This is a genomic window from Flavobacterium sp. EDS (genome assembly GCF_020991525.1).
In the GTDB taxonomy this organism is placed as follows: domain Bacteria; phylum Bacteroidota; class Bacteroidia; order Flavobacteriales; family Flavobacteriaceae; genus Flavobacterium.
Genome location: NZ_JAJMOZ010000009.1, coordinates 40166 through 57070 on the forward strand (window position 1 = coordinate 40166; position 16905 = coordinate 57070).

Consider the following 16905-nt stretch of genomic DNA (forward strand, 5'->3'; position numbering starts at 1 on the left):
GCACTTAATTGTGGGAATGTACTATTAAAATTCAACGTTATAATCACGCTGAGGTTTTTTTAATATTTTGTTATGAAATAGAATTCTTAAATAATTAATATCAATTCGTAAATTAGGGGCGATATAAATACATTCGAATGACAGTACTTACATTTACACTGATAATGCTTTTTGGTGCTTTTTTGGCAGGTTTTATAGGTTCATTATCAGGTTTAGGCGGCGGAATAATCATTATCCCTTTATTAACAGTTGTTTTAGGAGTCGATATCCATTATGCTATAGGAGCCGCTCTGGTATCGGTAATTGCAACTTCATCGGGTTCAGCAGCAGCCTATGTTAGAGAGGGAATTACCAATATGCGTTTGGGAATTTTTCTTGAGATTGCAACTACTATTGGTGCTGTTGGTGGCGCACTACTTTCTACAATTGCACCAACATCTTTTATTGCTGTTTTATTTGGACTTACATTAATTTTCTCGGCTATTAATTCATTGCGAAAAAAGGAAGAACATATTGTTTTAGAGTCAAGTCTATTGGCTAAAAAACTGAAATTGCAAGGAACTTATCCTGCACATGATGGAGAAGTGATTAGCTATGGAACAAAAAATGTTGTGGGAGGATTTAGTATGATGGGGATTGCTGGTATGATGTCAGGATTACTTGGAATAGGCTCTGGTGCTTTTAAAGTAATTGCAATGGATAATATCATGCGAATTCCGTTTAAAGTTTCTACCACAACCAGTAATTTTATGATGGGAGTTACAGCAATGGCAAGTTCAGTAATTTATATTCAAAAAGGATATATCGAACCCGGAATATGTATGCCTGTAGTAATAGGCGTGTTATTTGGGGCTATGGCTGGAGCCAAATTATTAGTTAAAACAAATCCTAAAAAGCTTCGTATCTTTTTTGCCTGTCTTATTTTTGTGCTTGCAATAAATATGATTTATAATGGACTTAATGGAAAAATCTAAGGTTATGACACACGAAAAATTTGGAGAAAAAGATTTTCAATCCATTATAGGGAACTTATTGCGTTACGGAGTATGGATTTCATTATCAGTAGCTTTTATTGGCGGAATTATTTATTTAATGAATCATGGCGGTGATATCGAAGACTATTCGGTATTTAAAGAAAATGACAGAAACATCTTTGAAGTAATTACAGAAATTTATAACGGAGTTATTCAGGGTAATGGTGAATCAATAATATTTTTTGGAGTAATACTACTTTTTCTTACTCCAGTATTACGTGTATTATTATCACTATTCTCTTTTTTATTAGAGAAAGATTATTTGTACGTAGTAATTACTCTAATTGTAATTTTTATTATTCTGGTAAGTGTTTCTTTAGGATTTTCTCATTGATGGTTTTAAAGAAGACATAACTAATTTGACTCTACCAAAATGGGTGTTGGTTCTAGCTGTTTTTTACTCTCTTCAGTTTCAATCAATAATGGCTCAATTTGAGAATAATCTTTGATAATTTTTATAGTAATTAAAGCCAATGGTATTTCGATAACTTTATCTATAATATTCAGAATTGTACTTGTAGTTAATTGATCTATAGATGTTGCATCTGCGGTATATCTATAAATGATTTGTCCTAGGACATTATTAATAATCCAGAGTGTCCACCATAGAGTCAATGCTCCAGTTGTGAAATTTTCACCAATGTTTATTCCTTTTTTAGATAAGTAAAAATCGGTATCATTATATAGTTCTTTCATTATTTGTAGCGGTCTATATAGAGATATAATTGGAACAAACCAACATCCTGCTGCCCAGCCTTCGCTATGTGATAAGTTGTCAACTTTTAAATGAAGATTATAATAAGCACGTCTAAACCATTGTATAAAAGTGACTCCAGAAATAATGAAAAAAATCAAGTAAATGATTAGAATAATTTGTTGGGTGCTATCATTTGCATTTGCTTCATCTGGAGTTATAAAACCTCCATTTGCTACAGTATGAAGTAAATTGTATTGTAGAAAGTTTGAAATTAATGAAACAATATTAATTGATAAAACAATCCATATTAATAACATTGCATTTTTTGCCCTTTGCTCATTAGGTCTTAATTCTTCCATTATTTTCACTTTGGTTTGGTTGGTTTTTTAACAGAGCGAATATATTCTATTTTGTATTATAATTACTAGTTAAATTTATTTGTTATTCAAATTTATGTTTTGAAATAACTTGATTTTAGATAATTTTGTCATTCCGATGAAAGAGACTCGAGCGGTAGTGAATAGACGTAGTAAATCTCCGTAAGAAACTCCATAATTTTTGTAGAGCTACTTGATGAGACCCTTCCTTCGTCAGGGTGACAAGATTGTGGCTATTTTGTGAGTAATTGATTGATGAATTAAAATTTTTTGTTACTAATATTTACCCCATCGGAGTACAAATCTCGATTAAAAACCCATCAATATCTCTTATATAAGCAACCGTTTGTCCCCAAGGTTTTTGCTTTGCTTCTTGCAAAATGGCAGCGCCAGCTTCTTTAGATTTTACAAGTACTTCTTCTACATTATCGGTTATAAAACCCAATTCGGTAGCAAAAGGTTTATTGGTTAAATCACTTTCTATAAAACCTTTTTTTAAATTAGAATTAGCTAATTCTTTTGATGCAAATGAAATTATAGTTTCCCCAGTACTAAGTTCTCCGTAATCATTTTCGGGAGTTATAAATTTTCTCGTAAAACCAAAGGCATTTTCATAAAATGAAATTGATTTACTTACATCGTTAACATATAATATTGTATAACCGAATTTTACCATTTTTAATTTTTTTTAATTTTTATAATAATGTGTTAAGTGTATCTCATTAAACACATAGAAACATAGTTTTTATACGTAAAATAGAATACAAAAAGAAATATATTTCTTCCACATAGCTAGCTCTAGCTTTGTATTTTTGAATAAGTGATACGTCTTTTCGAGAGTACAAAATCTATATTTCTATGCGTTGAAATTAATTTTAAATAACGAATTTATAATAGTTAAGACCAATACATCTAAATTAGAAAAAGCTTGACGGAAATAGAAATAAATAGATTTTTTAATGTACGAAAATACAAATAAAAAATAAGTTACCATTCCGCCAAACCTAAAATTATTTACAAATTAATTAGTCACTTTACTAGTCCATTCTGTTCCGCTAATGTCGGTGAGGATTATAGTATAATTAATGTTTTTTTGCAAATGATAATTCGTTAAATCAAAATTCAGAATTGCTTTTGCGCCAAGCGGAATTATCAAACTGTGTTTACCAGGTTTTACTTTTGTAACGTATTTGTTGGCTATGTCTTTTTTAGGAAATTTAGCCAAATCTTCTCCTTTTAAATCCAAGATAATTTCTCCTTGTTCATTCTTTAGCTGAATTCCAATTAAAAACGAACCATAAACATCAACACCTTCTGTACGATATATTTGAAATTGTAAGGCATTATTTTTTATAGTTGCATCGCTAATTTCTACTTTAGGCTTTACCGATTTGTTATGCAATTTTCCAAATACGCCACCGTGAAAGTATTGATTCGTAAATAATGTAAGTGCTAATATTAGTAATGATCCAACTAGAACAATTGGTTTAAGCTTAGGAATAGAAAGTGGTCCTGAACCAAGCCATGAGAACCATTTTGTTTTAGTGAAACCATAATTTTTATTCATGAAGTAATTGTCTAGAGAATAAGAACCGCTTCCGCTTAAAAAGAGAGTAAATCCACAAGCAATTCCTAAAACTCCAATTTGCCATTCGTCTAAGCAAGTGGTACCAATCCAGCCAGAACCTAATAAAATTCCCATGGCTAAACTAAATACTCCAAAGCTCATTAATCGGGTAAAGAATCCTAACATAATTAGTAATCCTACAATAGCTTCGATAATGGTGAAACTAACCATAGACCACCAGAGCGCTTCGGGATTTGTAACTAAATATTCGATTATGGGTTTTATTCCTAAAGCATTGGGAAGGAAATGATTGAATTTTTCACCAATATATCCTGCTTCATCTTGGATTAGTTTGTTCTCGAGAATAAGCCTTCTCCAAAACGCAGAAAAGTATGTCCAACCAATAACAAGCCTAATAGAAAGCGTAAAAAGACCAGCCAAATTATATGACTGATTCGTATGAATATTTTTCATAAGTGTATATTTTAATTTTAAAAAACGATAATAAATAAAACGCGATTGTTTGGGATTATGCCAAATCGGATTTTAATCGTTTGTATAAAATATACAAAGGGGGAGTGTTTACAGTGGCAACATTTACATAAATATGTTTTTTATGTAATGCTGTTGCTAATAAAATTTGATTTTGAGAAACAGAAACGGGTAAAACAGGAATTTGTTTCTTAAGCTTCTCAACGCTACTTTCAGATTGATTAACGCTTGATTCTTGTACTTCGCAATAAGAAACTCCTGTTGGGGTAGTTTGGTTCTTATTAAGCGTCTGAAAATACTCAATGTCAAAAACAGAAAACAAAGAACTTTTTACCGAACACGGAGCAAGCGCAAACACCACAGCAAGTAGTATTACGACAAGTCGCATTTTTTTAGGATAGGTTCGTTTGTTTTTCATATTTTTCAAAGATATGCTTTTGTTTTGCTTTTTGCTAAAGTATAAAAGCATTAAGTAAAAAAATGCTTTAAATATTGTACTGAATATATCTCTCGCAAAGGCGCAAAGACACAGAGAAAGTGTTGCTAACTTAACGACTTGGTGTCTTTGCATGAAAAATTTAGTAGAAATTTTAATGCATTGACTTAAAGCTTAAAGTTATCCAAAATAGATTTCTTATAATTGGATTTCATGAAAAAGTAAATACCCAGTTTTTAAATCTATAAAATAAATTGAACCTTGTAGATCTTCGGGAGATGAAAAAGCCTTTAAGCCGATTTTAGGTTGGAACCATGAAGGAGCATCATCGGGTAAATAAATTTCTGAGGTGTGAACTTCTAGTTTGTTTATTTTGATAAATTCTTTAAGCCATTCAGGCGTTGTATATAGTTCCATGTACATTTTATACTCTAGTGTAAAATGTGCTGACTGCCAATATTGTCCGTTCAGTATTTTTACATCCTTTTCGGGTTCGCGCCCTGACCACAATTGATATACTTCATTTGGATCATCGGAATTCTGTTCTATACATGATGTAAACAGAAATGAGAACAGGATGATTGTAATATAAAACACATGGTTTGTTTTCATGGAGCTAGTTTAGGGTGTGGTTGTTTTATTTATGTGACTCTCTCAATATATTTTCAACCATTTCTATTGCTCTTTCGTATGTTATTCCGTTTTCCTGGTCGATTGTTAACGGATGATTTTCTTCGATACATTTAATCTCAGGAATAAATCCAAGTTCTTGTTCGATAGAAATTGTTTTTAAGCTTAGCGTTTCACCATAATTAGGAACCATAGTCTGTAACCAGCCAAAATAAGGCTCTTGTTTGGTGCGGTTTTCATCTTCCCACAAATTTATTCTAGTTTCAAAATTCTCAGGACTAATAGATGTCCAAATATCAAAAGCAAAGTCTTCGGGATGATTAATAATAGGAATTGTTAATCTGCCACGATGAAAAAAGTATTTATCATCGATAACACATAAACTTTCATCAAGTTGAATTCTTTGTTCTCTTTCTTCAGGAGGAATGGAGAAATAATATTCGGGATAACCAGAGCCAAAACAAAGCGGAAGGTCATTATAAATTACATCACAACATTCGCATTTATAGGCTGTTTTGTTTGTTTCGGTATTTAAAAAAGGAATTAATTTCAATTTGTATGCTATTAGGTTTTGTTATTGATTGAGTTGGAATTCTAGTCTAGCGAAGATATTAATTAAAAAGATAAGAAGGTTTATTCAAAATACAGAATTAATTCAAAATTGGATATGAAATTTGTAGTATAATACAACATAGGTATTACTTAATATTTAGCATTAAATTTATAAAACCCAAAACATTTAAATAGCTGTTATGAAGAAAAATTACGCTTGTTTATTTATCCACTTGTGTATTATTAATTTATAATCTTTAAAAAAATGCTAAAAATCATTCTATTTTCATTGTTGAGCGTTATAACACTTAAAGCTCAAAATACTGTAAAAGATACCGTAACTGTGAAAAATGATACGGTACAGAATTTGAAATTCAATTATAAACAACTTATTATTCCAGGTGTTTTAATTGGCTATGGGCTTATTGGTCTTGAAAGCGATTATTTAAAAGGTTTCAATTCTCAAATTCATGATGAAGTAAAAGAGGATATTGATAGGAGAATTACCATTGACGATTTTTCGCAATATGCTCCGGCGGCTTCTGTGTATGCACTGAATGGATTTGGTGTTGAAGGAAAGAATAATTTAAAAGACAGAACGATAATATTGGGAACATCATATGTAATCATGACAGCTACAATATTAGCTCTTAAATCTATTACCAAAGTCGAAAGACCAGATGGAAGCTCGAATAATTCATTTCCTTCAGGACATACTGCAACAGCTTTTGCTGGGGCCGAATTCCTGTATCAAGAATACAAAGACAAATCAATATGGTACGGCATTGCAGGTTATGCCATTGCAACAGGAACAGGCGTTTTTAGGATGGTTAATGACAGGCATTGGCTTACAGATGTCGCAGCTGGAGCAGGAATAGGAATAATGAGTACAAAAATTGCTTATTGGATTAGCCCTTATGTGACTAAGAAAATTTTTGGAGAGAGAGAGAAAAATGTTTCTTCGGTAATCACACCTTTTTATAATGGCAAACAAATCGGATTTGGATTTGCAATGGCATTTTAAAATATTTTAGATTAAAATAATAATGCAAAAATAGCGCGGTTCTATTTTTGCATTTTTTCAATCTACTGGTTTTTCTGGTCTATTATGAGGTTAAATTTGTATGCGTTTTTGGAAATAACCTGATTAAAATGATTTTTTCGTTCTAAAACAGATTTAAAATAATTCTAAACAAGAACGTAATTAATGTTACAAGCATACTTATTGTTATTATAAAAGATGAGAATTATCTAACAAAAATATCTAGTTGAATTTATCTAAAATTGTAAAAATGTAACCTTAACGTAATTATATATATAACCAATTAATAATTCCATCTTCATGAGAGGTTATTTTATTGAAGAACGTTTTTGGTGTAAAACCTGTTATTGATTTAAAATCTTTGATGAGATGTGATTGGTCAAAGAAATCAAGCTGATAGGTAATATCTGAAAAATTAATCTTCGCGCGATCATTTATTTGTTGGTGCATGGCTTGGCGAAACCTAATGATTTTTCGAAGTTCAGAAGGTGTTTTTCCAATATGTATTTCAAAATGCTTACACAATGTTTTACGGCTAATTTTATATTTATCGGCAAGGTTCTTAATTGTATAATTACCTTCAGTGTGTTGCATATCTGTAAGTATAGAACCTAAAAAAGGGTGACTGAACCCTTTAAATTTACTGATGAGGTATTGTTCTAATTTTTTTATTTTCTCTTCTCCCAAAGTAGTATTCATGATTTCCGACATAGATGCAGTAAAATCATTAAAAGGATTAAAGTAAGAGAAAGATTTTCCGTTATAAAAATTCAGGTTCTTTTCTAAAAATGCATTTATTCCTAGAGGTTTAAAACTAATGGTGATTTCATGAATATACCCTGGAATATTAATTTCAATAGGTTTTGTATATCCACATATTAGTGTAGCAAGCAAAGGATTATTACTGTTTTTTCCGACTGTTAACTTGTTGTTTTCAAATATGAACTCAGGGTATTGATTAATAGAAACAATAGAATTTACATAAGGAAAAGTATAGTAACGTACGTTTTCAGAATCAGGAGATTTTTTGAGAATATAAAAATAATCGATATAATTTTTTAACAATTTATTTTGGGGAACAAAAAGTTTTAGATCCATAAATACAATTAAATGATTTAGTTGTTTTTAAATCGATTTGGGCTTCAAATATAGTCAAAAAACCTATGTAAGTTATTTTATATAAATGGATAAAAAATAAAAGCCTCATTAATTGAGGCTTTAGGTAAGAATAGTAAATATGCTACGATTTTTTCTCTAGTCTGTAATAACGGTAAGTCCATTTTTAATAATCGATACATTAATTTTATTTGTATTTAATACGTGTGATTCTCCATCTATTTGAGCATCCAGCTGCGTAACACCTGGAACTTCAATATCAAGATTTTGAATCAATGCATGTTCTGCTTTTTTAAATTTTTCAACACTATTACGCAATACATGATAACCTAAAGCCATCTTTTTGATAAATGATAATTTAGGAACAATAATTAAATCCAACCAACCATCATTAAGACTAGCTTTTGGCGTTAAGCTCATATTATAGCCCATTTCATTAGAATTAGAAATGAATAATAAAAACGGTTTTGCGTTTATCTTTTTATTATTAAAAGACAACAGGGTATCACGAGTTTTAAATTCTAAACTAGAAGCCAAAGAAGCTTTTACATAAGCAATAAGCGTACGATTTCCTGATTGTTCGTATTTCTTTATGATTAAAGCATCGATTCCAATTCCAGTATTGCTAAAGAAATAATGATCATTTATTTTACCCACATCTATAGTAGATGTAGCTCCTTTTCGGATAATTTCGACTGCCTTTTCAAATTTTCTAGGAATATTTAAATTCGAAGCTAAACCATTTCCAGATCCAACAGGGATAATTCCTAGTTTTATAGAAGTACCAATAAGGCAAGAAGCAACTTCGTTTATAGTACCATCACCACCACAGGCTACAATATAATCAGGAGTATTAGCAACAGCCGCCTTGGTTAATTCGATGGCGTGTTTTTTATGTTTGGTATAATCAACAACTGTTTTAAATTGATTATTTGGGAAATAATTCTGAATGAATGATGCAGATATGTTATGTTTTCCATTGCCCGAGATTGGGTTTACTATAAAATGGATATATGTCATTAGTTTTTTTAATTTTTTTGTAAAGATACTGTTTGCAATCTAATATTTTTTATCAATAAAATAGCTTAATATTTTAAATCAAATTCTGAATTTCAAATTGTATTTATTTTGTGTTTTGAATTTTTAAAAATAGAAAAAAATATTAAACTAGAAAGAATAATAAAAAGGACTAAAGACGAACCAATTGTCCCCAAATTTAAACCTCCTTTTTCGATAGGTTTCGTTAGTAGATCTCCAAATGTTGCTCCAAACGGGCGAGTTAGGATAAATGCCAACCAAAACAATGCAATATGTGAGACTTTAAGAAAATAATATGCCAGACCTATTACTAAAAGCAAGGTAGCTATTAAAACAGCTCCGCCAAGAAAACCTAGCCCTGTATCATCAGCGATGAAATCGCCTAAAGCAGTTCCTAGAGTATTTGAAAATAAGATTGCTGTCCAGTAAAATATTTCTCCTCGAAAACTACTTATAGTTGTAACATTTAATGAATTTTCAGTTTTTTTCCAAAGAAAAAGAACTACTAACAAGAGTATGATTAATATTGCAGATCCTTTGGCATAACCTAAACCAAGAGTACGATCCATAAAATCTGAAATAGTTGTTCCGGCTGTACTAGTTGCTAATATTACTGCCCAATAAAGTGGCGGAATATACTTTTTGGAAATTAATTGCCCTAAAAGTACAGCCATAAATATAAATAAAAGAATGATTGAACTTGCTCCATAGCCTATTTTTAGAGTCATAGACATTAAATCTCCAGCAGTTTCTCCTAATGTTGTAGCGCAAATTTTCATAATCCAAAATGCGATAGTGATTTCGGGTAATTTTTTCATCTTTAGTTATTAAAATTTATAACTGTATCCAAATCGAACAACTTGTGTTTCGTAGTAATCTCTACTATTATAACTAAAATCATTGCCTTGTATTTCTTTCTTAATTACAAGTGTATTCAGAATATCAGTAGCATTAATAAATACTTCGCCTTTCCCTTTTTGAATTGATTTTTTTGCTCCTAAATCTATTGAGAAACGAGAGTTTATTCTTCCTTGAGGGATAACATCAGGAGCGAGATATACTGCTGATAATTGACCGCTAACAGTTTTGTTAAATTGAAAAGTATTGTTCCATTTTACATTTCCAGAAACAATTTGCTGCTTTTCGCCAAAGTAGGTTGTTGGAACAGGATATAAATTTGTTACGGTAAATGCATCTATTTTATTTTGATAGGCATTTCCATTTATGTTAAAAGAGTACCATGAATTAACTTCTTTAGAATATACTATTTCTATACCTGTAGAAGAACTTTTATCTGCATTTTGGAAAACGGCATAAATAAGATTACTGTTTGGAGCTGTCGTTGCAATACGGCTAATTGTACCATTTACAAAACGATGATATAGAGATGTAAATAAATAGCCTTTGCCAATAGTTGCTTTATGACCAAGCTCAAATGCAGTGGTGAATTGCGGTTTAAGTGCAGGGTTACCAACTTTTATAATTTCGGCATCATCATATTTTGGAAAAATTCGAATATCAACTTCACTCGGTCTATCGACTCTGCGATTATAAAAAGCAGTTAATTTATTTTTGTCATTAATTTTATATCCGAATCGAAGGCTAGGGAAGGGCTGTGTATAATCATAACCATCACTTTTATATGTAGGATGATTAGGATTTACATCGTATTGTAATTTCACATATTCTACGCGAAGACCAACTTCAGCTTCAATTTTGTTATTTTCAAATATATAGTTTCCGTACAATGCAGGAATAATTTCTTTGTATGTTGCCCAGCCACCAGCATTAGGATCTAGCGGAGAATTTATACCAGGGAAAAATTGCATATTGGTAGGGATTTCTCTATTTCGGAATTTTAAACCAGTTTCAAAACGGCCGTATTTTAAAGGCTGTATATAATCGACATTTATATCGATAACTTTTTCATCAGAAAGTAGTTTAAAAGAATCTTTTCCTGTAAAAGTTGGCATAATGTTATCAAAGAAATACTTTTCGTCTTCTCTGTGGTAGGTATAATTAATTCCAGCATTTAATTTATGCCCAGCTTCTTTAAATTTATGTTGGTAAGATACCGATAGCATTGCGGTTGTTTTTAATTCATCTTCTAGAAATTGCCATAAGCGTAAGCGTTGCGAATAATCCTTATTAAAGAACGGCTGATCCCCATTATCAATGATTTTTTCGCTTCCAAACATGCCAGATATAGCAAATGTATTTTGGTCATTGTAATTCCAATCAACACCTGTTTTAATGGTTGTAAAATGAGTGTCGCGATTTCTTTTGGTTTGCTGGTTTACAATAGCGCCATCATTGTAAGTTCGGGTAATAAATTCGTTTTTATTTAAAGTTTCAGTATATAAATAATCAGCTTGTAAATAGGTATTTATTTTATTCTTTCGGTAATTTAAAGAAAGCGAAGGATTTATTTTAGGAGTAACTTCATATTGAGGGCGTATAGTCGGTAAATTAGTTTTGCGCCGCCACAAAGCACCATATCCAGATGCGATGCCTATTTTTCCGTTAAAACCTTCTTGTTTGTTTTTCTTATAGATAATATTAATAATACCAGCATTACCATTGGCATCAAATTTAGAAGAAGGATTGTTTATGATTTCTATTTTTTCAATTGCTGATGCAGGAATATTATCCAAGCCCGATTGATTACCGAAACCAGTTAATGCAGTTTGTTTCCCATCTATAAGAACCATTACTTTATCGTTACCTCGCAATTGAACTTTTCCGTCTTGAACTGTAACACCAGGGAGACTTTGCATAGACTGTAATACCGAACCACCGCTTTGGGTAATATTATCAGCAACAGAAAATACCTTTTTATCCATTTTGGCGCTTATTTCGGCTGTTTTAGAGGCAGTTATTAGTACTTCATTTAGTGTATTAATATCTTCTTCAAGTTCGATATTTGGTACAACCAAAAATTCTGATAACGAGCCTACAAATAATGCCTGTGTTTTGGTTTTATATCCTACGAAGCTAGTTTCCAGTATGTAATTTCCAGAGTTGATGTTCGAAAATGTAAAACGCCCCTCTTCGTTGCTAACTACTCCTGCAACAAATGCTTGATTCTTGGATGATTTTAAAATAATATTGACATAAGGAATTGATGTTTTTAAGTTCTTGTCCTTTATGATTCCCGAAATAGTGACCGATTTGGTTTGTGCTGTTGTCTTTGAAACTAGTAATAAAGCCAAAGTAAGCAACAAAAATATGTTTGCTTTCATAGATATTTAGAGATTTGCTTGCCAAAAAAATAGGCAAAAAGATTCCTGTGCTAGATATAGGTGAGTGTCCTATATAGCATTTATAAATTCAGTTATTAAAAATGTATTTAGATTAAATGTATCAGTATTAGTAATTTTGATACCTATCTAAGATGAAAGTCACGATAGTTTATTTGGCTATTTCTTTGACAAAATTTCCTTTATGATCGAATATTAAATCTTTTTTATAGATTTCTACTTCAAAAAAAACTTTACCATTAACATCTGTGATTTTAGCAACTTCTCTAATTTTTTTACGACGATAATTCACTTTAACGTATGGTAAAATGCTATTAGGTAATTGTTCTTTGGTTATTTTAACTTCTGTTTGAATAAGGTTTCCAGAACTATCTAGTATAGCCGATTGTACTTCCTTATCATAGGTAAAGGTAACTTCATAGTTGTCATTTTCTTTCTCCCACTTTGGATTGGTAGCATCTGGAAATTTTATTAAAAAAGTTGATTTTACAATTCCAGGAACCTCTTTTGGAGTTAAGTCCTGAGCCATTGCAAAAGTTGAAATTAATATTGCGAATAGTGCTATTATTGATGTTTTCATGTATTATTAGTTTCTATTAATAAATCTACAGTTCAAAATTAGAATAGAATTCTGTAGGAAGTTTGAATTTTTAGAATTTGACGGTAAAACGGTGTAAATTATTCTCAAATGCATAGTCTATTTTCCAATGACTTATCTCGGTAATTTTTTTTATGATTGCCATTCCCAAGCCGTTTCCTTGCGAAGATGGATTAGATTTAGAAAAACGATTAAATAATTTATCTACAATCAATGATGTTTCCTGACCCGTATTTAAAAACGTAATAGATTCACTAGTAATTATAATACTGATTTCCCCATTTTTGATATTGTGTCTAATAGCATTGAGAAACAAATTATTAATAAGCACTTCTGTTAGTGAGGGGTTGCCTTCTATTTTTAGTTTTTCTGCATATTCTATAACAATGTTGAGGTTCTTAGCCTTTGCCTGCTCAGTAAAAAAGTCAAGATGTTTTTTTAGATACTCATTTATAACGATGGGCTGTTTGTCTAGATAATTTTCATTTTCAATTTTAGATAATAACAAAAGGTTTTTATTTAATCTATTTAATCGAGAAACATCTTTATTTAGGGAACTTAAAACTTCCGATTGCTCTTTTGTTACGTCAAGCTGAAAGAGGGTATCTATTTTTGTTTGAAAAAGTGCCAATGGTGTTTGTAATTCATGAGCTGCGTTTTCGACAAATTCTCTCTGATTGTTATAAATGTCGGTATTTTTTTCGATAAGGCGATCCAAACTTTTGTTAAGTCCGTTAAACTCTTCAACATCAGTATGCATAAATTTTGGCTTATTGTTTTTATCTATTTCAAATCCCTGAATCTGATTTAGCGTATCATAAAAAGGAGCCCAAAGTTTTTTGGATAAAACTTTAGTAATTAGCAATATGCCTAAAAGTAAAATAATAATAACTACTAAAAACAATAACGCAATACTTACAATTAAATCTTCCTTTTCTATCAAATTAATTCTTCCAACGTAGGTGTAAGGTTGCCCATTTATTTCTATTGGAGAATTAAGTTCTCTGTAAGGTTCATTTTCATTTTCGAGTTCATCAAAATAAATCTTATCAAAAATGGTGTCTTTAGTAACAATATGAGACGGAATAATCTGAACATTTCGATTGTATTTATTCCACAATGAGATATCATTGCTGTTCATTTTAGGTAATTCTTCTTTTAAGAATTCATCTCTGTGTAAAGAGAGTGTTTCATCAGTTTCCTCAATGTATAACCGTTCTGTGATGTAGTAAAAAGCAGGAACTGATATTAACAGTATCAAAACTGAAAATAACAAAAAACTGGCAGTCGTTTTATTTAAAAGTTTTTTATTCATTATCCCATTTGTATCCTAAACCATAAATCGTTTTTATATAATCACCACTTTTAGCATTGTTTAGCTTCTTTTTTAGGTTTTTTATATGTGCATAAACAAAATCGTGATTATCCAGCATATCAGCCATATCCCCCGAAAGATGTTCGGCAATAGCTCCCTTTGAGAGTACTTTGTTTTCATTGCCTATTAAAAACAGTAATAAGTCTATTTCTTTTTTTGTGATGTCTAGTTTTGTATTGTTTACAGTGACTGTTTTAGATAAGATATCGATAACAATTTCATTAAAGATAACAGTATTATTTCCTTTAAAATTTTTACGGCGTATAAGTGCTTGGATTCGTACTAATAATTCAGATAAATGAAAGGGTTTTGTTAAATAATCATCAGCACCTAGATTGAATCCTTCAATTCGGGTATCTAGTGTTTCTTTGGCAGAAATAATAATAACCCCTTCAGTTTTATTTCTTTTTTTTAATTCTTTTAGTATATCAAATCCATCACCATCGGGAAGCATTAAATCTAATAATACACAATCATAATCATAAAGATTAATTTTGTCCAGAGCGTCTTTGTAAGATCCAGAGGTCTCACAATGAATCCCATTGGGCTTGAAATAACTTTTTATACTTGCAGCTATTTCTAATTCGTCTTCTATTATCAAAATTTTCATAACGCAATTTACTAATTCAATTCTGAATGAATTCTGAATTTTATTGATTTTAAATATTAAAATTTGGATTGACTCTTACCAAATACTTTGAAATATATGATATTAGTTTATTAAAGACTATCTGTTTTTTAGAAAAAATATGATTTGAGGTACCTTTTTACTAAAGGGTTTAATAGTATAAAAAATTATTTCTTTTGTTGCACTTTACTATCTTTGGCTATCGTAATTTTTATATTGAAAACGGTTTTGAAAAATACTCTATTGTTTTTTTTTCTGGTTATTGTTTGCCATTCTGTTTCTGCGGATAACAGCGCTGATTCTGTTTTTGTAAAATTGAATTTAGCTTTGAAAAACAAACAGAAATACGATGCCATAAAAGAAGAACGAATTGCTAATTTTAAGAAAATAAAATCTACGGATTTATCCGATTATCAAGAGTATAATTATAACCAAACGTTATATAAAGAATACCAAAAATTCAAATCAGATTCGGCAATTTTGTATGTCAAGAAGAATCTGAAGATTGCTTATGAGTTACATAAAAAAGATTTAGTAGAAACAGCCCAATTACAATTAGCAAATCTTTATTCCTCATCAGGGAGATACCGTGAGTCTGAAGAAATCTTAAAAAGTATAAATAAAAAGCTCCTATCACCGAAATTACTTCCAGATTACTACGAAGCATATCGTGAGTTTTTCTCGCATTATTCGACTAATAGTTACAATCCGATGTATGTTGAGCAAGTTGTAAAATATCGTGATTCACTGTTAGCAATATTAAATCCTCAATCGCTGAAGTATAAAATCAATCTTGCCGAAAAGAATATTTCAGAGGGGCAAATTGGTAGAACCGAGAAAGACCTGATTCAATTGCTAAAAGAAACAAAGGATGACAACCCGCAATATGCTATGATTGGCTACCTTTTGGGAAGCATTAATAAAAAGAAAGAGAATTTAGAATTAAAAAAAACGTATTTCGCTATATCTGCAACTGCTGATTTAAAAAACTCAATAAAAGACAATGCTTCAATTCAGGAATTAGCTTTGGTTTATTACGAATTGGGAGATGTAGATACTGCTTATAAATTGACAAAATCAGCTATCGAAGACGCTATTTTTTGTAATGTACAATTCCGTACACTTCAAATGTCTGAAGTATTTTCGATTATCAATACTGCTTATCTAGATAAAGAAGCCAAAAGCAAAAGTCAATTGCAATTGTATTTGATATTGATAAGTGTGCTATCAGTATTCCTCGTTTTGGCAGTGATTTATGTTTACAAACAGATGAAGAGAGTTTCCAGAATAAAGGAAGAACTTTCTAAAACAAGCGAAGAACTGGTAAAATTAAATGCAGACATCAGTAAAACAAATAATCAGCTACAGGAACGAAATGCTCAATTATCTGATTCCAATCATATTAAAGAGGAATATATTGCCCATTTCTTTAGTCTTTGTTCTACATATATCAATAAGCTCGAAACCTATCGTATTACTTTAAATAAGAAAGCAACAGCCAAACAATTTGATGAATTGTATAAGATTTTAAAATCAAATACTTTGGTAGATAATGAGCTAGAAGAATTATATAAAAACTTTGATACGATTTTTTTAAATCTGTATCCAACTTTCGTGAAAGACTTTAACTCGTTGCTTATTACCGAAGAACAAATTGTACTTAAGCAAGGAGAATTGTTAAATACAGAACTGCGAATTTTTGCTTTAATACGACTTGGTATTAATGACAGTGTAAAAATTGCTGCTTTCCTTCGTTACTCTTTGAGTACTATTTATAATTACCGTACAAGAGCGAGAAATAAAGCGGCAGTTTCTCGTAATGATTTTGAAGAAATGGTTGTTAAAATAGGATCAATTGCTGTTAAAACGCACTAATTTATTTTAATTCTACTACTTTTTTTATCATATAAAAATAGTTAACTATTTATTCTTTAGTTAATTATGTTTTTTTGTAGCTACTTTTCTTTAATAGCGCTTTCTAATTATACTATATCGTTTTAGTTTTACAATGTAATTACATGAATCTTAATTTAAGATTAAGTAAGATTTAAGTTTTGTCATTA

At 30.5% G+C, this 16905-nt stretch carries 17 protein-coding genes; 4 read left to right on the top strand and 13 right to left on the bottom strand.

The window, feature by feature from the left end:
• The first annotated feature begins 137 nt into the window (after nt 1–137).
• Together LPB87_RS13760 and LPB87_RS13765 are read left to right on the top strand one after the other, a co-directional pair.
• The gene (locus LPB87_RS13760) at nt 138–974 is read left to right on the top strand and encodes a sulfite exporter TauE/SafE family protein (RefSeq protein ID WP_230728263.1); all 837 of its coding nucleotides are present in this window, start codon (nt 138–140) and stop codon (nt 972–974) included.
• Between the two features lie 4 nt (nt 975–978).
• Nucleotides 979–1368: a DUF1634 domain-containing protein gene (locus tag LPB87_RS13765; protein WP_230728264.1), complete on the top strand. Its 390-nt coding sequence runs from the start codon at nt 979–981 to the stop codon at nt 1366–1368.
• 20 nt (nt 1369–1388) lie between these two features.
• Here LPB87_RS13765 and LPB87_RS13770 read toward each other — a convergent pair whose 3' ends face one another.
• The 6 genes from LPB87_RS13770 to LPB87_RS13795 all read right to left on the bottom strand — a co-directional run bounded on the left by LPB87_RS13770 (nt 1389) and on the right by LPB87_RS13795 (nt 5786).
• A complete protein-coding gene (locus LPB87_RS13770) occupies nt 1389–2090 on the bottom strand; it encodes a DUF4328 domain-containing protein (protein ID WP_230728265.1) in 702 nt (233 codons plus the stop codon).
• A 301-nt stretch (nt 2091–2391) separates the two neighbouring features.
• Nucleotides 2392–2784 carry a VOC family protein gene (locus tag LPB87_RS13775; protein ID WP_230728266.1) on the bottom strand — a complete coding sequence of 131 codons (393 nt, stop codon included), beginning with the start codon at nt 2782–2784 and terminating at the stop codon, nt 2392–2394.
• Nucleotides 2785–3129: 345 nt separating this feature from the next.
• The gene (locus tag LPB87_RS13780; RefSeq protein WP_230728267.1) at nt 3130–4149 is read right to left on the bottom strand and encodes a TQO small subunit DoxD; all 1020 of its coding nucleotides are present in this window, start codon (nt 4147–4149) and stop codon (nt 3130–3132) included.
• Between the two features lie 55 nt (nt 4150–4204).
• Nucleotides 4205–4585, bottom strand: a complete 381-nt coding sequence (locus tag LPB87_RS13785) for a hypothetical protein (RefSeq protein WP_230728268.1) — start codon at nt 4583–4585, stop codon at nt 4205–4207.
• Nucleotides 4586–4801: 216 nt separating this feature from the next.
• Entirely contained in the window at nt 4802–5215 is a 414-nt protein-coding gene (locus tag LPB87_RS13790) for a hypothetical protein (RefSeq protein ID WP_230728269.1), read from the bottom strand.
• A gap of 25 nt (nt 5216–5240) precedes the next feature.
• Nucleotides 5241–5786, bottom strand: coding sequence for a DUF2199 domain-containing protein (locus LPB87_RS13795; protein WP_230728270.1), 546 nt, complete (start codon nt 5784–5786; stop codon nt 5241–5243).
• 264 nt (nt 5787–6050) lie between these two features.
• On the opposite strand from LPB87_RS13795, the gene LPB87_RS13800 reads away from it, so the two are divergent.
• A complete protein-coding gene (locus LPB87_RS13800) occupies nt 6051–6809 on the top strand; it encodes a phosphatase PAP2 family protein (RefSeq protein ID WP_230728271.1) in 759 nt (252 codons plus the stop codon).
• 285 nt (nt 6810–7094) lie between these two features.
• Here LPB87_RS13800 and LPB87_RS13805 read toward each other — a convergent pair whose 3' ends face one another.
• The 7 genes from LPB87_RS13805 to LPB87_RS13835 all read right to left on the bottom strand — a co-directional run bounded on the left by LPB87_RS13805 (nt 7095) and on the right by LPB87_RS13835 (nt 14824).
• Nucleotides 7095–7925 carry an AraC family transcriptional regulator gene (locus LPB87_RS13805; protein WP_230728272.1) on the bottom strand — a complete coding sequence of 277 codons (831 nt, stop codon included), beginning with the start codon at nt 7923–7925 and terminating at the stop codon, nt 7095–7097.
• A 156-nt stretch (nt 7926–8081) separates the two neighbouring features.
• Nucleotides 8082–8963, bottom strand: a complete 882-nt coding sequence (locus tag LPB87_RS13810) for a diacylglycerol kinase family protein (protein WP_230728273.1) — start codon at nt 8961–8963, stop codon at nt 8082–8084.
• A gap of 92 nt (nt 8964–9055) precedes the next feature.
• Nucleotides 9056–9799, bottom strand: a complete 744-nt coding sequence (locus LPB87_RS13815) for a hypothetical protein (protein WP_230728274.1) — start codon at nt 9797–9799, stop codon at nt 9056–9058.
• Nucleotides 9800–9808: 9 nt separating this feature from the next.
• Nucleotides 9809–12223: an outer membrane beta-barrel family protein gene (locus tag LPB87_RS13820; protein WP_230728275.1), complete on the bottom strand. Its 2415-nt coding sequence runs from the start codon at nt 12221–12223 to the stop codon at nt 9809–9811.
• Between the two features lie 169 nt (nt 12224–12392).
• The gene (locus LPB87_RS13825; RefSeq protein ID WP_129538750.1) at nt 12393–12821 is read right to left on the bottom strand and encodes a PepSY-like domain-containing protein; all 429 of its coding nucleotides are present in this window, start codon (nt 12819–12821) and stop codon (nt 12393–12395) included.
• A gap of 70 nt (nt 12822–12891) precedes the next feature.
• Entirely contained in the window at nt 12892–14154 is a 1263-nt protein-coding gene (locus LPB87_RS13830; RefSeq protein ID WP_230728276.1) for a HAMP domain-containing sensor histidine kinase, read from the bottom strand.
• Nucleotides 14147–14824 (bottom strand): response regulator transcription factor, encoded by a 678-nt coding sequence (locus tag LPB87_RS13835; RefSeq protein WP_230728277.1) that lies wholly within the window; start codon nt 14822–14824, stop codon nt 14147–14149. Before LPB87_RS13835 ends, LPB87_RS13830 begins: the two co-directional genes overlap by 8 nt.
• Nucleotides 14825–15169: 345 nt before the next feature.
• Here LPB87_RS13835 and LPB87_RS13840 point away from each other — a divergent pair, with 345 nt between their 5' ends.
• Entirely contained in the window at nt 15170–16717 is a 1548-nt protein-coding gene (locus tag LPB87_RS13840; protein ID WP_347349794.1) for a DUF6377 domain-containing protein, read from the top strand.
• Nucleotides 16718–16905 lie beyond the last annotated feature (188 nt).